Here is a 20,174-nt window from a genome sequence, read left to right as displayed (position 1 = left end):
ACTTAGTTTTAAATTGTTTTTAGCAGGAAGGTTATTTACCACAGATAGCCTTCCTCATTAACATTAATAATGCTTAAATAAAATTTTTAGATTGTTTATAATGAAAAAGAGTGATTTCATATTTGTTAGTATCCTTTGTAGTTTGTTTTTAGTGAGTTGCAATTCTTCCTCAGAGAAACCCGAAGGTATTACTACTAATACAACAATCGTTTCGGACGGTTTAGATAGTAAAATAGAAGCAAAAGTAGATTCACTTCTTGCTATTATGACCTTAGAAGAAAAGATTGGTCAGATGAATCAATATAACGGTTTTTGGGATTTAACGGGACCACAACCTAAGGAAGGAGTAGCTGCTAAAAAATATGAACACTTACGAAAAGGTTGGGTAGGCTCTATGTTAAATGTTAGAGGAGTTGAAGATGTAAGGAAAGTACAAAAAATAGCCGTAGAAGAATCAAGATTAGGAATTCCTCTTATTATAGGGTTTGATGTTATACACGGATATAAAACAATGAGTCCGATTCCCTTGGCAGAATCAGCAAGCTGGGATATGGAAGCGATTAGAAAATCTGCTGAGGTAGCAGCTTTGGAAGCTTCTGCAGCTGGAATTAATTGGACTTTTGCACCAATGTTGGATATATCTAGAGATGCCAGATGGGGAAGAGTTATGGAAGGTGGAGGAGAAGATCCTTTTTTAGGTTCTAAAATTGGGGTAGCTAGAATAAAAGGCTTTCAAGGTGAAGATTTATCAGAGAATTATACAATTGCAGCTTGTGCAAAACATTTTGCAGGATATGGTTTTTCTGAATCTGGAAGAGATTATAATACTGTAGATGTGGGAACTTCTACCTTAAACAATATGATTTTTCCTCCCTTTGTAGCTGCAAATAAAGTAGGAGTAAAAACGTTTATGAATTCGTTTAACGTGCTTAATGGTATACCCGCAACAGGGAATAAAATGTTACAGAGAGATATTCTTAAAGGGGATTGGAATTTTAATGGTTTTATAGTTTCAGATTGGGGTTCGATTACGGAAATGATAGCTCACGGATATGCAAAAGACGGTAAAAGTGCCGCAGAAATGGCAGTTAATGCGGGATCAGATATGGATATGGAATCCTATTTATATGTAGAACATTTAGCTGACTTAGTTAAAGAAGGAAAAGTAAAAGAACATTTGATAGAGGATTCGGCAAGAAGAATTCTTAGAGTAAAATATGAACTTGGTTTATTTGATGATCCCTATAAATATTGTGATGCGAATAGAGAGAAAACAATTTTAGGAAGTAAAGAAAATCATGAGGCAGTACTTGATGTTGCTAAAAAATCCATTGTATTACTTAAAAATGATAATAAATTACTTCCACTAAAAAAGGAAGGACAGAAAATAGCTTTAATTGGAGCTTTAGCAGAAGATAAAAATAGCCCATTAGGAAGTTGGAGAATTGCCGCAGATGATAATACAGCTGTTTCTGTTTTAGAAGGAATGAGACAATATAAAGGCAATACATTAGTGTATGCCAAAGGAGCTGATGTTTCTTTAGGAAATACGGCATTTGTAACGGAAACTAAAATTAATACTACAGACAAAAGTGAGTTTGGAAAAGCAATTAAGGTTGCAGCGCAGTCTGACGTAGTGGTAATGGTTTTAGGTGAAGTTGGTTTCCAAAGTGGAGAAGGCAGAAGTAGAACAGAACTTGATCTACCTGGCGTACAACAAGATCTTTTAGAAGAAATTTATAAAGTCAATAAGAATATCGTTTTAGTTTTAAACAACGGGAGACCATTGGCTATTACTTGGGCAGACGAACATATTCCCGCTATCGTCGAGGCTTGGCACCTTGGATCACAGAGCGGAAACGCGATAGCTCAGGTTTTATATGGAGAGTATAATCCTAGCGGAAAATTACCGATGTCATTTCCTCGAAATGTAGGTCAAGTACCGATTTATTATAATCATAAAAGTACAGGTCGACCCGTAGAACCAGCTCCTGATATTGTTTTTTGGTCACATTATTCGGATCAAGAGAACACTCCGTTATATGCATTTGGTCACGGATTAAGTTATACTAGTTTTGAGTATAGTAATTTTAAGATAGACGCACAAGACATTTCGGTTAACACTCCAAAAATTAAAGTGTCTATTGATGTAACTAATTCAGGTGATTATGAAGGAAAAGAAGTGGTGCAATTATATATTAAAGATCTTTTTGCAAGCGTTACAAGACCAATAAAAGAATTGAAAGGTTTCGAAATGACTTCTTTAAAACCAGGGGAAACTAAAACAATTAATTTTGAATTGAACGCTGAGACCTTGGGGTTTTATGATAATGATAATAATTGGATTGTAGAAAAAGGAGGGTTTGAAGTCTATATAGGAGGAAGCTCTGATAAAACTATTAAATCAACTTTTGAATTAAAGTAAAATGAAAAAACTCTTAACCTATTTTATTCTTTTATCATTCTTTTATTCTTGTCAAGAATCGAATTCAATTATTTGGGAAGAAAATTTTGATGAACCTCAGTTAAATGAGTCTTATTGGAATTATCAATTAGGAGATGGATGCCCTAACTTATGTGGTTGGGGTAATAATGAAAGACAAATTTATACTAAAGAAAATGCCAAATTAGAAAACGGTAATTTGATTATTACTGCGACTAAAAAAGGCGATATCTATGGGTCTAGTAGGATAACTACAAAAGGCAAAATGGAGTTTCAATACGGTTCTATAGAGGTACGAGCTAAACTTCCCACAGGACATGGTTTATGGCCTGCTATCTGGATGTTAGGTGGTGATATTGATGAAATAGGTTGGCCAGATTGTGGAGAAATAGATATTATGGAATATGTGGGAAAAGAACCTCATACGATATACACATCCTTGCACACAAGACAAAGCTTTGGTGATACTGAGAACTCTAAGAAAACTATTGATTATGCAATAGAAGAAGGTTTTCATGTTTATAAATCCGCTTGGACTAAAGAAAAAATTGATTTTTATATAGATAACAAACTGGTTTATACATTTTCTCCAGAGGAAAAAAATGATAAAACGTGGCCTTTTAATAAGCCATTTTATATAATTATTAACCTTGCCATTGGTGGTAATTTTGGGGGTCCAGAAGTTGATGATACTATCTTTCCAAAGCAATTTGTGATTGATTATATCAAAATCTGGAAATAAAAACCATTATAATAACAAGGAATATTTAATTCAGCTCTACCCTTGATTTCGGCATCGTATATATTCAATATACAACTGAAATCAGATTTAAGATGATGATATTTTTTAATATCAAATACGGAAATAGATAATTGAAATATATAAAGTATTTCAGTTTATCGGAATTACTTGGGAAAAAACATAATTGATATTCTGATTATTTAATAGAATAATCTAAATATCAAAGAAAAGTAATGCTGTATGTATAAAATGCATATGGTTAGGAATTACGTATATAAAATTTTTAACACAAACTTAATTACACAAATTGATTTTAATTATGAAAACACACTTATTCTTTAAAACCTTTATTGTATTTACATTGTTCTGTAATGTAGTACAATCCCAATGCTCAGAACTTATATTTAATGATGAATTTGATGGTTCATCTGTCGATCTCACTAAGTGGAGTTTTGATAATGGAGACGGATGCCCCACTCTCTGTGGTTGGGGTAATGCAGAGGAACAATGGTATCAACCAGAAAACACTACTGTACAAAATGGAAATTTAGTGATTACAACTAGAAATGAAGCTGCAGGAGGAAAACAATTTACTTCTTCAAAGTTGATCACTGCGGGAAAATTTAATTCTAGATATGGACGATATGAAGCCAGTATTAAATTGCCTTCTGCGGGAGGAATTTGGCCTGCTTTCTGGATGTTGCCAGAGAATGGAAGTTGGCCCTTTACAGGAGAAATTGATATTATGGAATCTCAACATAAAAATCCAGAGAGTATAGGAGGTACTGTACATTATTCTAATGGAGGTTGGCAGTATAATGGTAGAGAATTTAATGCAGGATTAGATTTGTCTTCAGGTTTCCATGAGTATGCTGTAGAATGGGAACCTAACGAAATAAGATGGTATGTTGATGATCAATTATATCATACTGTTACTCCGGGTAACACTGTAGATCCTTGGCCTTTTAGTGAAGGAGATTGGTATTTAATACTTAATGTAGCAGTTGGAGGTCCTGGAACTCCTTATACCGGAAATATTCCACCTACGCCAGCAGATTACCCTACACAGATGGAGGTTGATTATGTTAGGGTGTATAGCGGAACTTTTAACACACAACTTATTGGAGATAATAGTGTCTATGAAGGTGAAACAGATAAACCGTATACAATAACAGAGACAGTTGGAGCATCTTACAGTTGGACAGTTCCTACTGGTGCTACGATAACTTCTGGCCAAGGAACTAACACTATTTTAGTTGATTGGGGAACGACTGAAGGAGATGTAAAAGTTGTTGTAAATGTTCCACAATGTGGTACTAATGAATTTAAAATGAGCGTTTCTGTAAATCCTATAAAAACCTTAGAATATGTTTTTGAGGATTTTGAGGGAAATAGAAATTTAACCTATACATCAACCACAGATGGGACCTTAACAGAATCTATTTCAAATCCAGGAGTAAGTAATGTTAATAATTCTTCAATAGTAGGTAGGTATGTTAGGGCTACTGGAGCACAATATGATGGTTTGTACATGGCCACTTCTAATATAGGAAATGCTTTGGAGTATACATCAGGAGAAAAATCTATTTGGTTGGATGTGTATAGTGATGCACCGATCGGTACAGAGTTTATACTACAGATAGAAAACAGTTCACTCTCGGCAGGTGATTGGCCAGCTGGTCGTCATAGTCGATACAGTGCGAAAACAATTTCTCAGAATCAATGGGAAACGTTAGAATTTGAGTTATTAGATAGACCAGATGCGAGCGTAGGAGCTTTAGATGTGGATCAATTTGTTTTGTTGATTGATCCAGATAGTTTTACAGGGCATACAGTGTATATTGATAATATGAGAAAAATGGATGCTCCTGATCCTACTTTATTAGAAGAAATTATCATAGCTAATTATGATGGAATAAATCAATTGGAATTATTTTTTGAAAATGGAGAATATACAGCAAATGTTGCCAATCCAAGTCCCAATAGCGTTAACAATAGTACTAATGCAGCGCAATATGATAGAGGAACTTTTGAATTATATGATGTCGTAAGTTTTAATACAGATGCGATAAAGGATTCAAGCCCATTTATAGAAGGAGATAATATCTTTTTTATGGATGTTTTTACATCTGCACCTGTAGGAACTGAAATTTCTTTGAGTTTAGAAAACAGTGTTGGATCGAATAGTGATTTTCCTGCAGGAAGAAATAGTCAATATACCAGTGTTGTTAAAGAACAGAGTCAATGGCATACCATTGCATTTAGTTATACTACAGCACCTGACGCCGGAACATCAAATTTATCGGTAGATGAAATTTCAATTCTTTTTGATCCTAATTCTAATGTTTCAGAAACATTTTATTTTGATAATTTCAGATATGGAATTACTGAATATCCACCTACGTATGAGTTTTCTGAGATGATTCATAACTATAACGGAGTAAATAATATTTCGTTGAATAATACAACTACTGGGATCTATGTAGAAAATGTTGGAAACCCAGGAGGGAATGAAGTAAATAACTCATCACAAGCTGGAAGTTACATAAGGGATAATGCAGAATTATATGATGTTTTATTTTTTGATACTAACTTTATAGCAGATGCCAGTGCTTACGTTTCTGAAGATAAAAGATTTGCAATGGATGTCTATACCAGTGCACCTGTTGGAACGATTATTAGTTGGCAATTAGAAGCTAGCTCGTTATCGAACCCTTCAAATTATCCAACCGGAAGACACAGTGTGTATCAGGCAGCGGTAAAAGAACAAAATAATTGGCATACATTAGAGTTTATTCTTACAGGAACACCAGATTTAGTGGTTAATGATGCTCAAATAGATAATATTGTATTTCTATTTGATCCTAATAGTAGTAGTGGAGATACATTTTATATAGATAATCTAAGATCTTTAACAAAAGAAGATGTTATACAAACTCCGGTTTTATCATCAATAATTATTTCTCCTAATAATGTTGAAATTAACCAAGGAGAAACAATGCAGTTTAGTGCGCAAGGTTTTGATCAAAGCGGCGATTCATATGAGACCAATTTTAATTGGACAGTTACTAACGGTATTATAGATTCTAATGGTTTATATACTGCTTCAGATATTGGAACCTATACTATTACTGCCTCAAGTGGATCTGTTACAGGTTCAGCTTCTGTGACTGTAAATGGAAATACTGGAAACTATATAGTGATACCCGGAATACTACAGGCCGAAGATTATAAAGAAGGAGGAGAAGGTATTGGTTATCATGATTTAAGTACCGGAAATACGGGAGGTGCATATCGACAAGATAATGTAGATATAGAAAACACAGGAGATATTCTTGGTGGTGCATATAATGTGGGTTGGATTGATGCTAATGAATGGTTAGCATTTGACATAAATGCTACGGATTCTAATAATAGTTATGATGTGGACTTCCGTGTAGCCTCTCCTAATGGTAATGGTAAATTTCATTTAGAGCTGGATGGTGCTGCTATTACAGAAGTGATATCCGTACCTAATACTGGAAATTGGCAACAGTATGAAACAGTTTCTGTAACCGGAATCTCAATAAGTAGTGGAAATCACGAATTACGAGTTGTTTTTGATTCTAATGGTTTGAATCTTAATTTTATAGAGTTTAGATCTTCAGAAGATACTAATACTACTAATTGTACAGGATTGGCGGTTAATAATCAATATAGTTATGAAGTCTCATTAGACAATACCAACCCTACAATAACTTTTATTCCAGAAATTGAAGGAGTAGGAGACAACATTTGTATCCTATATTATAGTACTTCTTCTACAGGACCATATCCTGGATATTTAGTTACTCCAAATGTTCCATTTCAGATTAATGCAAATTCTGGAGATCAGATTAGTTTTTATTATACGTACAGTTTACCAACTGGAGGTGAGAATAATACAGCTGGATCTAAACATGATGTTGTAGTAGGTTCCTGTGGTAATCGCTTAGGGTTAGAAATAGAAAAGAATCCTTTGAAAATAGAGATGTATCCAAATCCAGTTAATAATATTCTTACATTATCAAAAATGAAAGGAATATATCAAGTTAACGTGTATAATACAAATGGGATGTTAGTGCTCCAAAGGGCGGTAAACGTAGAAGAGACTGAGTTAGCACTTGATTTAAGTTCATTGTTCAAAGGTTTATATATGATTAAAACATATGGGCAAAACACAGAATCTTCCATCCATAAAATACTTAAAAACTAATTTTAAGTAAGGAGTAGCTTTTCTTAAAGCTGCTCCTTACTTATATAAGTATAAAACCAAGTTTTCATATTACTTCTTATTCTTTAGGTATTAAAATTTCTCGTTTGAAAATCGAGGAGTATATATCGCATTTAATCTTTTCAAAAACCATATTTAATATCCAAATCTATAAGATGTATTGAAAATTCAAATAAATATCGTACTCATGAAAAAAACCATAATGTTTAGAAAAGTAACAAGTATATTACTATTTCTATTAATTTTTAGTGTGTCTACCTGGTCACAAAATGTAATTTCTGTTGGAGGTGGTTCCTATGCAGAATATCCTCCCTCACATGAATATATTGGCAATGATCCTACACAAGGAACATTTCAAAGTGTGGCGTTAAATCCTACTTTAGATGTTGGTTCTAATATGACAGGAAAACCAATACCTACAAATGATTGGTGGACAAGTGTTTTGTATAATGAAAATGCAGATGGTTCTCGTAATGGCGGAAACCTATGGACGTACCCTTTATTGTCTAGAGCTAATGCAGATGGTTATCAAATAGGTCACAGAACAGCAAAAGATTGGGGAGGAGATGAGAGTGTTGGGATAAGTGTTGATTATCTAGTGACGCTAACAGGAGATGGCTTTACAGCTAATAAAACAATAGCGACGAATTGGTCAGATTGGCATGTAGATTTAGAGGTACAGCATCAAAGTAGTAATCAAACTATTGATGTTACATTAGCTCAAGGAATGCCTTTTGTTTGGACAAAACCGAATGGATTTGATGCGATTATACAATCTATTCATACAGGAGTTAGAACTTATTACGATGCCAATGGTGATATACTTAGTTTTCCTGCTACAGTAGATCGCTTTATTATAGAATATGATGGTAATTTATATGGAATTCATCTTACGGAAAACACTAACATTATACCAAAAGACGGAGTAGATGGAGATCTAGAATTAATAAATAGCGAAGGTAAATACATAGTATTTTCAGCATTAACAGAAATATCAGATTTAAATTTTTTACATGATTATGCTTTTACAAAACCTACAGATACAAAAGCTTTGTATGATTACCAACCAGATAATGGTTTAGTAAATGTTACTTATCAGATAGAAAAAACAAATATCATTGGTGATCAACCTAACGTTTTACAGGGATTTATTCCTCATCATTATCGAGGAAACACGAATAACTTTTCTTTTCTCAACAATAGAGAATATAAGGCTACCCCAAGAGGAACGTTAAAAATAGCTGAAGGAACTACCTTCTCTTTTGACTACGAATTTAATGCAAATCTTTTACCTCATTTTAATGAACCTATAACTAAAAACTCTGATATAAATCCTTATGAAAGAGCAAAATTGATAGAAATGGTGGATGATTATAATGCTCGTTTAGATCGAGATAACTTTGCAAACGGCACTTATTGGGGAGGAAAATATTTAGTCCAATTAATTAAGTATGTTCTCATCGCAAAAGAAATAGGACATCCGGATTATCAGGATCTATTAAGTTTTGCAAAGGAAAGAACATATGATTGGCTTACTTATACACCTGGAGAGACCTCTTTTTATTATGCATATTATCCTGCTTGGAAAGCATTAGTAGGATTTAATGAGGAGTTTTTCTCAGGATTTTTTACAGATCATCATTTTCATTATGGATATCTAGCTCATGCTGGTGCATTATTAGAAATAGCAGAACCAGGGGCAATGGATGAGTATTGGCCAATGCTTACAAAGGTTATAAAAACCTATGCAAATTGGGATAGAAATGATGAAGATTTCCCATATATGAGAACTTTTAGTCCTTGGATGGGACATTCTTTCGCTAATGGTTTAGGAAATGCTATTGGGAATAATCAAGAATCCACTTCAGAAGCAATGCAATCCTGGGCAGGAATGTTTATGACTGGTGAAATAACTGAAAACATTGATATGAGAGATGCCGCTGCGTATGGTTATGTAATGGAAGGAAGAGCGATAGCAGATTATTGGTATAATGAGAGTGGAGTATTTGAAGAAATAGGATATGATAAACCGATTGTAGGGATCTTAGAAATAAATAGATATGTTTATGGAACTTTTTTTGGAGCACAAGATACTTATATTCATGGAATACAATGGTTGCCAATTACTCCGGCATATGGTTTTTGGAATGAATTTTTGACCACAAATGAAGTAAATGCTATTGTTGATCCAATAATAAATAATATGGAAGCCGATTTAGGAGGTCTAAGTGGTGATTGGATGAATGTTTCTTGGGGTTTTAAGCTATTTTTTGATCCAGAAGGAGTGACCAGTAATTTTGATGATTTTTGGAATAGCGCTGTGGGATCTCAAGAGTATAATGTTGTTCATAATTCTAATGAAAGTGCATTAACATATTACTATGCTCATAATTCTCAAAATCTTGGATTAAGACAATCGAGCTATAGATTGAGTTTACCAATGAGCAGTGTGTTTCAAAAAGATGGAACCGTAATGTATGTAGTTTATAATTCTAAAAATATAGATCATACTTGTATTGTTTATAAAGATGGTGTTGAGGTAGATTCATTTATGGTACCGGCCAATACATTGATAACAACTGATGGAAACGAAATTGTTACACCTCCTAATAATAGTTTTACAATTCCCGGAATCATAGAAGCCGAAGATTATAAAGAAGGTGGAGAAGGAGTTGGTTATCATGATTTAAGTACAGGAAATACTGGAGGTGCTTACAGACAGGATAATGTAGATATCGAAAACACAGGAGATGTTATTGGTGGAGTATATAATGTTGGTTGGATTGATGCTAATGAGTGGTTAGCTTTTGATATAAACGCTACGGATTCTAATAATAGTTATGATATCGACTTCCGTGTAGCCTCCCCTAATGGCAATGGCAAATTTCATTTAGAGCTGGATGGAGTTGTCATTACGGAAGTGATATCTGTACCTAATACTGGAAATTGGCAACAGTACGAAACAATTTCTGTAACCGGAATTCCGATAAATAGGGGAAATCATGAGTTAAGAATTGTTTTTGATTCCAATGGTTTAAATCTTAATTTTATAGAGTTTAGAGCTTCAGAAGATACCAATACTACTAATTGTGTAGGATTAGCAGTGAATGGTCAATATAGTTATGAAATCTCCTCAGATACTACAAACCCAACAGTAACTTTTGTTCCGGAAATTACTGGAATGGGTGAAAATATCTGTATTCTTTATTACGGGACCTCTACTTCTGGCCCATATCCGGGATATATTGTAACTCCAAATATTCCATTTCAGATTAATGCAAATTCTGGAGATCAGATTTATTTTTATTATACCTATAGCTTGCCAACCGGAGGAGAAAATAATACGGCAGGTTCTAAACATGATTTCATAGTTGGATCTTGTAATAATCAATTACAACGTGTCGATGATGGTACTTTAGATGCTTACGTATATCCCAATCCTATATCGGATATTGGGCAAGTTGTATTATCAAGAAATCATAAATACATTGGATATAGAATAATAGATATATCAGGAAAAACAATAGAAGATAATATGATTAGTCAAAAACAAGAAAGAATAGACCTTGATTTATCAGAAAAAGAAACTGGGATATATTTTCTGAAATTATATGGTAATTCGTCTACACAACTTTATAAATTACTCAAAAAGTAGAAGTAATTTAGACCTAATATGGAATCTAAAATATTAAGAATCATAAAAAAAGCGGTAATACTATTACCGCTTTTTTTATTCCAAAAGTTAAAAAGGATTATTTGGCCTTTTTCTTAATATATTTTGCAAGCTCTTTAGAAAGTTTTGCATATCCTTCAGAAATTCTGTAACCAGTATTATAATCATTTCCAAATGCTCCTCCTCCTGGAACTTTTATGTAATTAGTAGAATATAATATCTTGTCTGGATTAGCAGTTTCATAAACTGTAATCGTAGCATTAATTTTAGCAGGCTGTCTAGAAACACCAACATTATATCCAGGATATATCCAAGTAGTTTTAACTTTCATAGTGTGTGTAGCATTAGCAAGGTCTTTACCAACTTTTACAGCCCCTTCATCAAAACGTTTGTTAAAAGATTCGATAAATTTTGGTTCATATCTTTCTTCTCTATCCGCAAACCAAGATTTCTTAAATTTTTCTCCTCTTCCTTCTCCTGGATGTTTCTTTTCTCTTTTTTCCATTTTATCTTTTAGAAACTCTTCCTCAGTATCAAATTTATGAACTTTAATATTTTCATAATCAAATACAAGATTATACTCAGTAATTCCCTTAAGGTTTTTTACACTTCCTTCTTGATCTTTTCTTTTTTGAGCAAAAGCAACTGTAGTCGCCATAACAATAGCTACAAATAATAGTTTTTTCATAATTAGGTTTTTTTAACGCTAGCAAAGATATTTATTTTTAAAATTATAAATGTATAACGTTATATAATTAATAATTCCAACCGAAAATATCAACTAGTATGCCAAGATTATTTGATTCTTGTTAGAATAAATTATTGTTTTCCACTTAGATTTTGGCAAGTACGATATTCTAGTTTAACGAGTGTTTAAGAAAAAAAATATTGATTTAGATGTTAGTCCAAGGAAAATATTATCAATATGATTAACAAAAGATGTTTTTATTTGAGATTATTCATTTTCTTAAATTTTATAATTCTAAAATAGAATAATTTACTTAAACGTTTGAGGAAATAGCTTTTAAAAGTATTTAATTGTTTTTTATCTAATTGTTTTTCAGGTGGTTATAGTGTTTTTGAAGTGTTTTTTATTGCTGTTTTTTTAGCCAGTTTTGTTTCTTCTTTTTTAACCTTAACAATTGTCTTTTTTTGAACAGGAATTAAGAGAAATTAACTTAGACCTTTGAAATTTTACATAATATTCACTAGAACAACTTAATTTTTTAACATTTTAAAAGCAATCGTATGAAAAATAACTTTTTGAAGATTTTTTACATGGGAATCTTCATGATGGTTAGTTACAGTTATGCACAGAGTGTCACAGGGATTGTGACAGGACAAGATGGAATAGCAATTCCAGGGGTAAATATCATAGCAAAGGGAACTACAAACGGAACTACAACAGATTTTGATGGTAATTATACTATAAATGATGTAAGTGAAAATACAACATTAATATTTAGTTATTTGGGTTTTATTACGCAAGAAGTTATCGTTAATGGAAGAACCAATGTTAATGTACTATTAATTGCTGATGCTCAACAATTAGGAGAAGTAGTAGTTTTAGGATATGGTCAAGTACAAAATAAAAAGGAATTGACTACTTCCGTTAGTACAATATCCAATGAACAAATTGCTAGAGTGCCTGTAGCATTGCCAGAAGCAGCATTACAAGGAGCCGCACCAGGAGTAACTGTTTCACAAACATCTGGGTCCCCAGGTGCACCTTTGACAATTAGGTTAAGGGGTACAGCATCTACAGGATCATCCACACCATTATTTTTGGTAGATGGTCAGCAAGTACCTAATATTAATTTTATCAATGCAAATGATATTGAAAGTTTTACATTATTAAAAGATGCCGCTTCTGCTTCAATTTTTGGAGCAAGAGGAGGAAATGGTGTTGTCTTATTAGAAACTAAAACGGGAAAAAGAAACTCCTCTTCTCCTAAAGTATCTATTGACGGTTATACTGGTTTTCAATCATTATTACGAGCACCGGAATTAATGAATAAAGATCAATATATCCAATATTACAATGAATTTCAGGTGGAGAATGGTGGAACTCCTTTTACAGAAGCAGAAGCAGCTTTATTACCAGATACTGATTGGTATGATGAACTATACAGTACTACTCCGATTAGTAATTTAGGAGCTACCGTAAGTGGAGGAGGAGAAAAATATTCTTACGCTATTTCTGGAGGTATTTTTAACCAAGATGGTATACTTGGTGGTAGAGAGAATAAATCTAATTTTACTAGAAAAAATGTTAGACTTAATTTTGAAACCGATCTTAGAGAAAATATTAATATTGAAATAAATGCTAATCTAGCTGATCTTGATCGTAATTTTTTACTAGAAAATGCAGGAGTAACAGGAACATCAATAGTTAATTTTATTAATGCTATTCCAGCTATTTATCCTGTGACGGATCCTAACGACTCTTCTGTACCTTTTAACGTTGGTAACCAAACAGCTCCAGTAGTAGTAAATGGAGTAACCTTACCTTCTATTGGAGCCGTTGCTAATCCTAGGTTAGCATTGTTATTAAATAATAATAATGATCAAACAGATGTTACTTCTGCAAGTATAAAAGGACAATGGGAGGTATTTAAAGATTTTAAGTTGACTAGTACTTATTATCATTATAAATCAAACTCTTTTGTAAAACAATTTTTTCCTGCATTTGATTTTCCAACACAAAATTTGAATTCACCAAATGGAACATTAATAGAGTCTAATACAGAGACTAAATTAGCACAATTTGATGCGAACATTGCATATGATTTTATTAAAAATTCAGATCATAGTTTAGATGTTTTGGCTGGGTTTTCTTCATACGAGGTAGATTTTTTAAATACTTCAATGTCTGGTGTAGGTTTTTTTACAAATTCATTGGATGATGTAAATTTTGCTTTAATAACAAATCCTTCAAATGTTACAGTAAGAGCACCTATTCAAAATGAAAATAACTTACTCGGTATTTATGGGAAATTAAAATATGGGTATGCAGATAAATATAATTTCGAGGCTACATTAAGAGCAGATTCATCATCTAATTTTGGAGATGATAATCGAACAGGGTACTTTCCATCTATATCCGCGGGTTGGGTATTGTCAGAAGAGAGTTTTTTAGAGGATTCAGATTTTATTGACTTATTAAAGTTAAGAGCTAGTTGGGGTATAAATGGTAGTGATTTCATTGCACCGTATCAGTTTTCTGCAATACTTAATGCAGGATCTGGAACCAATTTTGGAGGAACTTTAAGCCCAGGTCTTACTCCGGCATTTTTGCAAAATCCAGATGTTAAATGGGAAGAAGTTACACAAACTAATATAGGTTTGGATATTAATGCATTAAAAAATGCATTAGGTATAACTATCGATTATTATATTAAAGAAACTTCAGATGTATTAATTCCTATAGGTATTCCAGTACTTTCTGGATTCCCTGCACCAGCTACTAATATCGCTGATATTGAAAATAGAGGTTTTGAATTTTTGATTTCATATAAACAAAAATATGCTAGTGGATTTAAATGGGAGATCGGAGCAAATTTAGCATTTAATCAAAATGAGGTTACTGGAATTGGTAGAAATGGTCAACCATTGCAAGGAGGGAATACTTTCATTTTTAATGACCCAATTACCTTAACTACAGTCGGAGAACCAATTTCTAGTTTCTTTGGTTTTGAAGTAGAGAATATAGATGCAGATGGAAATTTAGTTTATAGAGATTTTGATGGTGATGGAAATGCAGATAAAACATTTATTGGAAGTCCATTTCCTGATTATACTTATGGAATTACGTTGGATTTAGAATATAAAGGTTTTGATCTGAGTACATTTTTATATGGCTCTCAAGGCAATGATGTTTTTGATGCTACATTCCGTCCCGATGGAGTATATACTAATCGAAAGGAATCATTTCTTACTAATGGTGTAGTTAATCAATTGGGATCATCAGCGAGCCCAGTGGTTTCTGATTTTTACGTTCAAGATGGTTCGTTTTTAAGAATGAGAAGTTTAACCTTAGGTTATAGTTTTGGAGATAGTTTATTGAGCCCGCTGAAATTAGATGGTTTTAGAGTTTATGGTACTGCACAAAATTTGTTTGTAATAACTGATTATGACGGTGCTGATCCTGAGATAGGAGAACAATTTTCAGGAAACTCTTTAGACTTAGGAATTGATAGAGGATTTAATCCACAACCAAGAACATTCATTTTTGGATTCCAATTAAACTTTTAAAAATAATTAAAATGAAAAACAACATATTTTATCATATAAAAAGAATTAAAGTTAGTTTTCACCTGATAATTGCGTTTGGTCTTTTAATGTGTGCTTCCTGTGAGAATGATTTCTTAGAGAAAGAACCAATTACTTCTTTGACTGCTGATGCAATTCAATCTGAAGAGGATATAGAATCGTTAGTGATTGCTGCTTATGATCCATTAAGATGGCAAGTTTTGAATAATAATTTAGGACACCATTTTCCATTAATGTTTCAAGATATAAGATCGGATAATGTATTCTCACAATGGGCAAATTTTTGGGTTGCAGGAAGAGTTTTTGATCAAAACCCTATTCCTCCTAATAATCCTGGTGTATTAGGATGGTGGAGAAAATGGTATGTGGTAATTTCTAGAGCCAATACGGCAATAGGTATCATAGAAGAGTCAAATGATGATCTTTATGAAGATCCAGTAACTACAAAAGCTAATTTAATTGCAGAAGCAAGATTTTTAAGAGGGTTAGCGTATTTCGAATTGGTTAAAAACTTTGGAGGAGTGCCAATAATAGTAGAAAGAATTACGGATGCTAATTTTGATTTTAAAATCCCAAGAAGTACCCCTCAAGAGGTATATGATCAGGTTATTGAACCAGATTTGTTATCAGCTGCACAAACATTAGCCGCATCGGCACCTCAACAAGGTAGAGCAACTAGTGGAGCTGCTTATAGTTTTTTAGCAAAAGCACATTTGTATCAAGAAGAATATCAAGAAACAGTTCTATATACAGAGGAAGTAATGTCTTTGGGATATTCGTTAGAAGAGAATTTTGCAGATAATTTTAGTTTATTAAATGAATACGGTAAAGAGTCAATTTTCGAAGTTGGTTATCAATCTAATATTATTTATAATAATTTTGAATCACCAGGTTCTATATTTAATCAAGGATCTGCAACACATCAAATGTTTGGTTTTTTGTTTAATAGCAGTGTTGGTAATAGTGCATTCGGAAATGCTATACCAAGACAAGATTTAATTGATTTTTATGATGATTCAGATCAAAGAAAGAATGCGACTTTTATAACACCAGAAACAACAGATTTACCTACAGATCTTGAGGGTAATTTGCGAGGGCCTATTAGTTGTGATTGTCAAATTGACCAATCTGATCAATGTTTACTACCAGATCAAAGTAATTCTGGTGATTGGATATTTGGTACCGATACCTATGGTTTCTTCTGGTTAGTATGTGATTCGGATGGAAATACTCTTCCATCTTGGACTTCTAAGGCAACGATGAGAAAATATCACATACCAGCTTCGGTACAAGAGAATACATTAAATTTTGCAGACTCTCCTTTAAATGAAAAAATGATGAGATATGCAGACGTATTATTGATGCATGCTGAAGCCTCTATTTTAGGAGGAGGAGGAGATGGTGCATCTTCATTCCAACAAGTAACTGACAGAGCTTATGGAGCTGGTAATCCAGCAGCACCTGCCTATGATCTACAAGGAGTAAAAGACGAAAGACGTAGAGAACTTGCTACTGAAGGATGGGATAGATATACAGATTTAGTTCGATGGGGAGATGCTAGAAGAGCATTACTGGCTGTTGGAAAAGTATTTGTAGAAGGAAGAGATGAATTATTACCAATTCCACAATCAGAAAGAGATCAAATTGGCCCGGATATATTAACACAAAATCCAGGATATAATTAATTAGCCATTAATATAATTTGTAATTGTATTACTACAAACAAGGGAGTTTATTTTATTAATCATAATAGACTCCTTTTTACTATTTTTTTTAAGGGGTTAGTTTTAGCCTATTTATACTTATTTACGAAAATTTTCTTTTCAATTTTCGACGATAGTTTAAATAGAAGTTTTGTTTTAGGTAAACAAATCTAATTTTTATATCCTTAAAAAAATAACTGTAGTTTTTGGTTTTAGATCCAAAGGAGTTATACAATTTGAATGAAAGGATTTGTTAATGAAATTATGTAATGATTATAAAGAGGATGTTGGATTAACAGATATTATCTTATCCGTCTTAGTAGTACTTATTATAATAACCATATTATCCTATTGCATAGGATAAAAAAATAAATAAATGAAATTTTTTATAGATACAGCAAATTTAGATCAAATAAAAGAAGCACAAGCATTAGGAGTGCTAGATGGAGTTACTACAAACCCATCACTAATGGCAAAAGAAGGGATTAATGGTAAAGAGAATATATTAAATCATTATCGCAATATTTGTGAAATTGTTGACGGAGATGTCTCTGCAGAGGTTATTGGAATCACTGTAGATGATATGATAAGAGAAGGGGAAGAGCTGGCAGCTTTACATCCTCAAATAGTAGTTAAAATACCCATGATAAAAGATGGAGTAAAAGCAATAAAACATTTTACGAATAAAGGAATCAAAACTAATTGTACGCTTGTTTTTTCTTGCGGACAGGCTCTTTTAGCGGCAAAAGCCGGAGCCACTTATGTATCTCCTTTTATTGGAAGACTTGATGATATTTCAACTGATGGCTTAGTTCTAATTGAAGAGATTCGTACAATTTACAATAATTATAGTATTAAAACAGAGATTCTTGCTGCTTCAGTTAGACATACCATGCACGTTATCAATTGCGCAAAAATAGGTGCAGATGTCATGACAGGCCCTCTATCTGCGATAGAAGGACTTTTAAAACATCCGCTTACTGATAATGGATTAAAAAAGTTTCTTGAGGACGCACAATCTATGAACGTTTAATCGTATAAATAAAATGGTATGGATTATAAAAAAATAGTAACTCAATTTTGGGAAAATGGTTTTGTGATTTTAGAAAACTTCTTTGATCCAGAATTAATGGATAAATACAATAATGTAATTTTAGATCATTATGGTGTAGATCCTAACTGGGAACATACCGATGAGTTTATCACAAAATCAGCTGTAGAGGTAATCCCTTGGTTTCCTTATAGAGAAGGAACACCACATTTTGATGATATTGATAAAAATGAATCCTTTAATGTTATTACAGATCATATTTTAGATAAAGGATGGGAGAATCTTTATTGTATGATGATGTTTTCTAAGGCAGGAAGCATAGGTCAAGCGTGGCATCAGGATTGCTCTCCAGATGACAGGAAGATATATAACCTTAATAGGTTGGTCTATACCCATGACATTACTGAAAAAACAGGAGGAGAAATAGTTATTTTTCCTAAAACGCATAAAGCGGGAATGTTACCGTCTGGAATTCCTAACGAGGATTTAGAAGGGCAATTGGTGTTTAAACCAAAAAAAGGAACGGTTATTTTTCTTCATGGACATTGTTGGCATAGAGTAATGACGGTAAAAGAAGATAGGATTTCTTCTAATTTTAGAGCAGTGCCTAAAGGAACTCCTGAGGATATAACAGATATCTGTGTGTATAGAAATATGTTATATCGATTTTCGACTAGTGAGGTATTAAAAGAACGTATCTAGATGATGAAACCTGATGTTATTTTAATTCTTATTTGTACAGTTTTGTTTTCTGATTTTGTGATAACTCAGAATGAAAACACTAATAAACCTTCATTGGTAGAGGTTAAGGAAGTAGATAAACAATATAATTTTTATGTTAATAAAGAAAAGTTTGAAATAAAAGGTGTGGGTATAAATTATACCGATGGGCATGACTTTGATGCTTTATATAAGGCAGGAGGAAATGCATTTCGAACTTGGGGAACTAAAAATGCTAAAAAAGAGCTAGAAGCAGCTGAAAAGTATGGTTTTATGGTTGCTGTTGGGATTAATATAGGTAAAGAATTATGGGGTTTTGATTATAATGATAACCAAGCTATAGAACAACAGTTTAAAAGAGTAAAAGAAATAATTAATACATATAAAAATCACCCTAATGTTCTATGTTGGGTAGTTGGAAATGAACTTAATTTACTTTTTAATAAAGATGGATCTCTAAAAAGAGTAAACCCAAAGGTTTATGATGCGATGTCCGATATCATAGACTATATCCATCAAGAAGATCCTAACCATCCAGTTACAATGACTTTTGCAGGGGTAATTAATGAACATTTGGAAGTTGCTCTACAGCGTTGTCCTCAATTAGATATTGTTTCAGTTCAAGTTTATGGGGATTTAGAAACACTAGAACAAAGAATGTATAATACAGGTATAACTAAACCATACATGGTTACCGAATTTGGACCTAAAGGATTCTGGGAAATGCCAAAAACAATTTGGAATAGGGAAATTGAAGAAGTTAGTGGACTAAAAGCTGATGGCATTATTAATAGAATGCAAAAAGGATTAATTGATAATACTTCGGGTAAGTGTCTAGGAGGTTTCGCTTTCGAATGGGGTCAAAAACAGGAACGCACGCCAACGTGGTATGGAATGTTTCATAAAGATGGAAGTCAGACAGAGACTATTGATAACTTAACTAAGTTATGGAGAGGTAAATATCCTAAAAATCGTGCTCCTAGAGTGGATTCTATATTGTTGAATGGAAAGGAAGCTACAGATAATGTGTGTTTGAAAGCTAAACAGCAGTACACAGCGCAAGTATTTGCGTCAGAACCTGATAATGATACTTTAATTTATAAATGGATAATTAAAAAAGAAGTAGGTATAAGAAGTCAAGGTGGTGAGAAAGAATTAGAGCCCCCAGATATTGATCTTGAAATTATTTCTGATAAAAGGGGTGAGTTCACTTTCATTACTCCGAAAGAAGGCGAGTATAGAATCTTTGCTTATATATATGATGGCAAAGGAAAAGTTGGAGGCGGTAATATTCCATTTATAGTAAAAAAATAAATCA

General features: G+C 32.9%; 10 protein-coding genes. 9 read left to right on the top strand and 1 reads right to left on the bottom strand.

What is annotated here, in order from left to right; all coding sequences use genetic code 11:
* Nucleotides 1-100 precede the first annotated feature (100 nt).
* The 4 genes from bglX (at nt 101) to H526_RS0109800 (ending at nt 11,092) form a co-directional block, all read left to right on the top strand.
* Nucleotides 101-2,425: a beta-glucosidase BglX gene (gene bglX / locus H526_RS0109820; RefSeq protein WP_027392839.1), complete on the top strand. Its 2,325-nt coding sequence runs from the start codon at nt 101-103 to the stop codon at nt 2,423-2,425.
* Between the two features lies 1 nt (nt 2,426).
* The gene (locus H526_RS0109815; protein WP_027392838.1) at nt 2,427-3,185 is read left to right on the top strand and encodes a glycoside hydrolase family 16 protein; all 759 of its coding nucleotides are present in this window, start codon (nt 2,427-2,429) and stop codon (nt 3,183-3,185) included.
* 319 nt (nt 3,186-3,504) lie between these two features.
* Nucleotides 3,505-7,419, top strand: coding sequence for a family 16 glycosylhydrolase (locus H526_RS30760; protein WP_051336085.1), 3,915 nt, complete (start codon nt 3,505-3,507; stop codon nt 7,417-7,419).
* A gap of 205 nt (nt 7,420-7,624) precedes the next feature.
* Nucleotides 7,625-11,092 (top strand): glycosyl hydrolase, encoded by a 3,468-nt coding sequence (locus H526_RS0109800; protein WP_027392837.1) that lies wholly within the window; start codon nt 7,625-7,627, stop codon nt 11,090-11,092.
* A gap of 97 nt (nt 11,093-11,189) precedes the next feature.
* Here the strand turns inward: H526_RS0109800 and H526_RS0109795 are convergent, their stop codons facing one another.
* Nucleotides 11,190-11,798: a hypothetical protein gene (locus H526_RS0109795; RefSeq protein WP_027392836.1), complete on the bottom strand. Its 609-nt coding sequence runs from the start codon at nt 11,796-11,798 to the stop codon at nt 11,190-11,192.
* Nucleotides 11,799-12,358: 560 nt separating this feature from the next.
* Between H526_RS0109795 and H526_RS0109790 the strand changes: the two genes are divergently transcribed.
* From H526_RS0109790 to H526_RS0109770, 5 genes are all read left to right on the top strand, one after another.
* Nucleotides 12,359-15,364 carry a SusC/RagA family TonB-linked outer membrane protein gene (locus H526_RS0109790; RefSeq protein WP_035085121.1) on the top strand — a complete coding sequence of 1,002 codons (3,006 nt, stop codon included), beginning with the start codon at nt 12,359-12,361 and terminating at the stop codon, nt 15,362-15,364.
* Nucleotides 15,365-15,375: 11 nt separating this feature from the next.
* The gene (locus H526_RS0109785; RefSeq protein WP_027392834.1) at nt 15,376-17,067 is read left to right on the top strand and encodes a RagB/SusD family nutrient uptake outer membrane protein; all 1,692 of its coding nucleotides are present in this window, start codon (nt 15,376-15,378) and stop codon (nt 17,065-17,067) included.
* A 394-nt stretch (nt 17,068-17,461) separates the two neighbouring features.
* Nucleotides 17,462-18,118 carry a fructose-6-phosphate aldolase gene (fsa, locus tag H526_RS0109780; protein WP_027392833.1) on the top strand — a complete coding sequence of 219 codons (657 nt, stop codon included), beginning with the start codon at nt 17,462-17,464 and terminating at the stop codon, nt 18,116-18,118.
* Nucleotides 18,119-18,136: 18 nt separating this feature from the next.
* Nucleotides 18,137-18,838: a phytanoyl-CoA dioxygenase family protein gene (locus tag H526_RS0109775; RefSeq protein ID WP_027392832.1), complete on the top strand. Its 702-nt coding sequence runs from the start codon at nt 18,137-18,139 to the stop codon at nt 18,836-18,838.
* Nucleotides 18,839-20,170 (top strand): glycoside hydrolase family 2 TIM barrel-domain containing protein, encoded by a 1,332-nt coding sequence (locus H526_RS0109770; RefSeq protein ID WP_155839652.1) that lies wholly within the window; start codon nt 18,839-18,841, stop codon nt 20,168-20,170.
* Nucleotides 20,171-20,174 lie beyond the last annotated feature (4 nt).

It is taken from the genome of Aquimarina latercula DSM 2041, assembly GCF_000430645.1.
Lineage (GTDB): Bacteria > Bacteroidota > Bacteroidia > Flavobacteriales > Flavobacteriaceae > Aquimarina > Aquimarina latercula.
Note: the sequence above shows the minus strand (reverse complement) of the source record. Positions and strands in the feature narration are given on the sequence as shown.

Bases quoted from the DNA above. Each gene is read 5' to 3' on its own strand.
- bglX (WP_027392839.1), top strand. From the start codon at position 101: ATGAAAAAGAGTGATTTCATATTTGTTAGTATCCTTTGTAGTTTGTTT.
- H526_RS0109815 (WP_027392838.1), top strand. From the start codon at position 2,427: ATGAAAAAACTCTTAACCTATTTTATTCTTTTATCATTCTTTTATTCT.
- H526_RS30760 (WP_051336085.1), top strand. From the start codon at position 3,505: ATGAAAACACACTTATTCTTTAAAACCTTTATTGTATTTACATTGTTC.
- H526_RS0109800 (WP_027392837.1), top strand. From the start codon at position 7,625: ATGAAAAAAACCATAATGTTTAGAAAAGTAACAAGTATATTACTATTT.
- H526_RS0109795 (WP_027392836.1), bottom strand. From the start codon at position 11,798: ATGAAAAAACTATTATTTGTAGCTATTGTTATGGCGACTACAGTTGCT.
- H526_RS0109790 (WP_035085121.1), top strand. From the start codon at position 12,359: ATGAAAAATAACTTTTTGAAGATTTTTTACATGGGAATCTTCATGATG.
- H526_RS0109785 (WP_027392834.1), top strand. From the start codon at position 15,376: ATGAAAAACAACATATTTTATCATATAAAAAGAATTAAAGTTAGTTTT.
- fsa (WP_027392833.1), top strand. From the start codon at position 17,462: ATGAAATTTTTTATAGATACAGCAAATTTAGATCAAATAAAAGAAGCA.
- H526_RS0109775 (WP_027392832.1), top strand. From the start codon at position 18,137: ATGGATTATAAAAAAATAGTAACTCAATTTTGGGAAAATGGTTTTGTG.
- H526_RS0109770 (WP_155839652.1), top strand. From the start codon at position 18,839: ATGATGAAACCTGATGTTATTTTAATTCTTATTTGTACAGTTTTGTTT.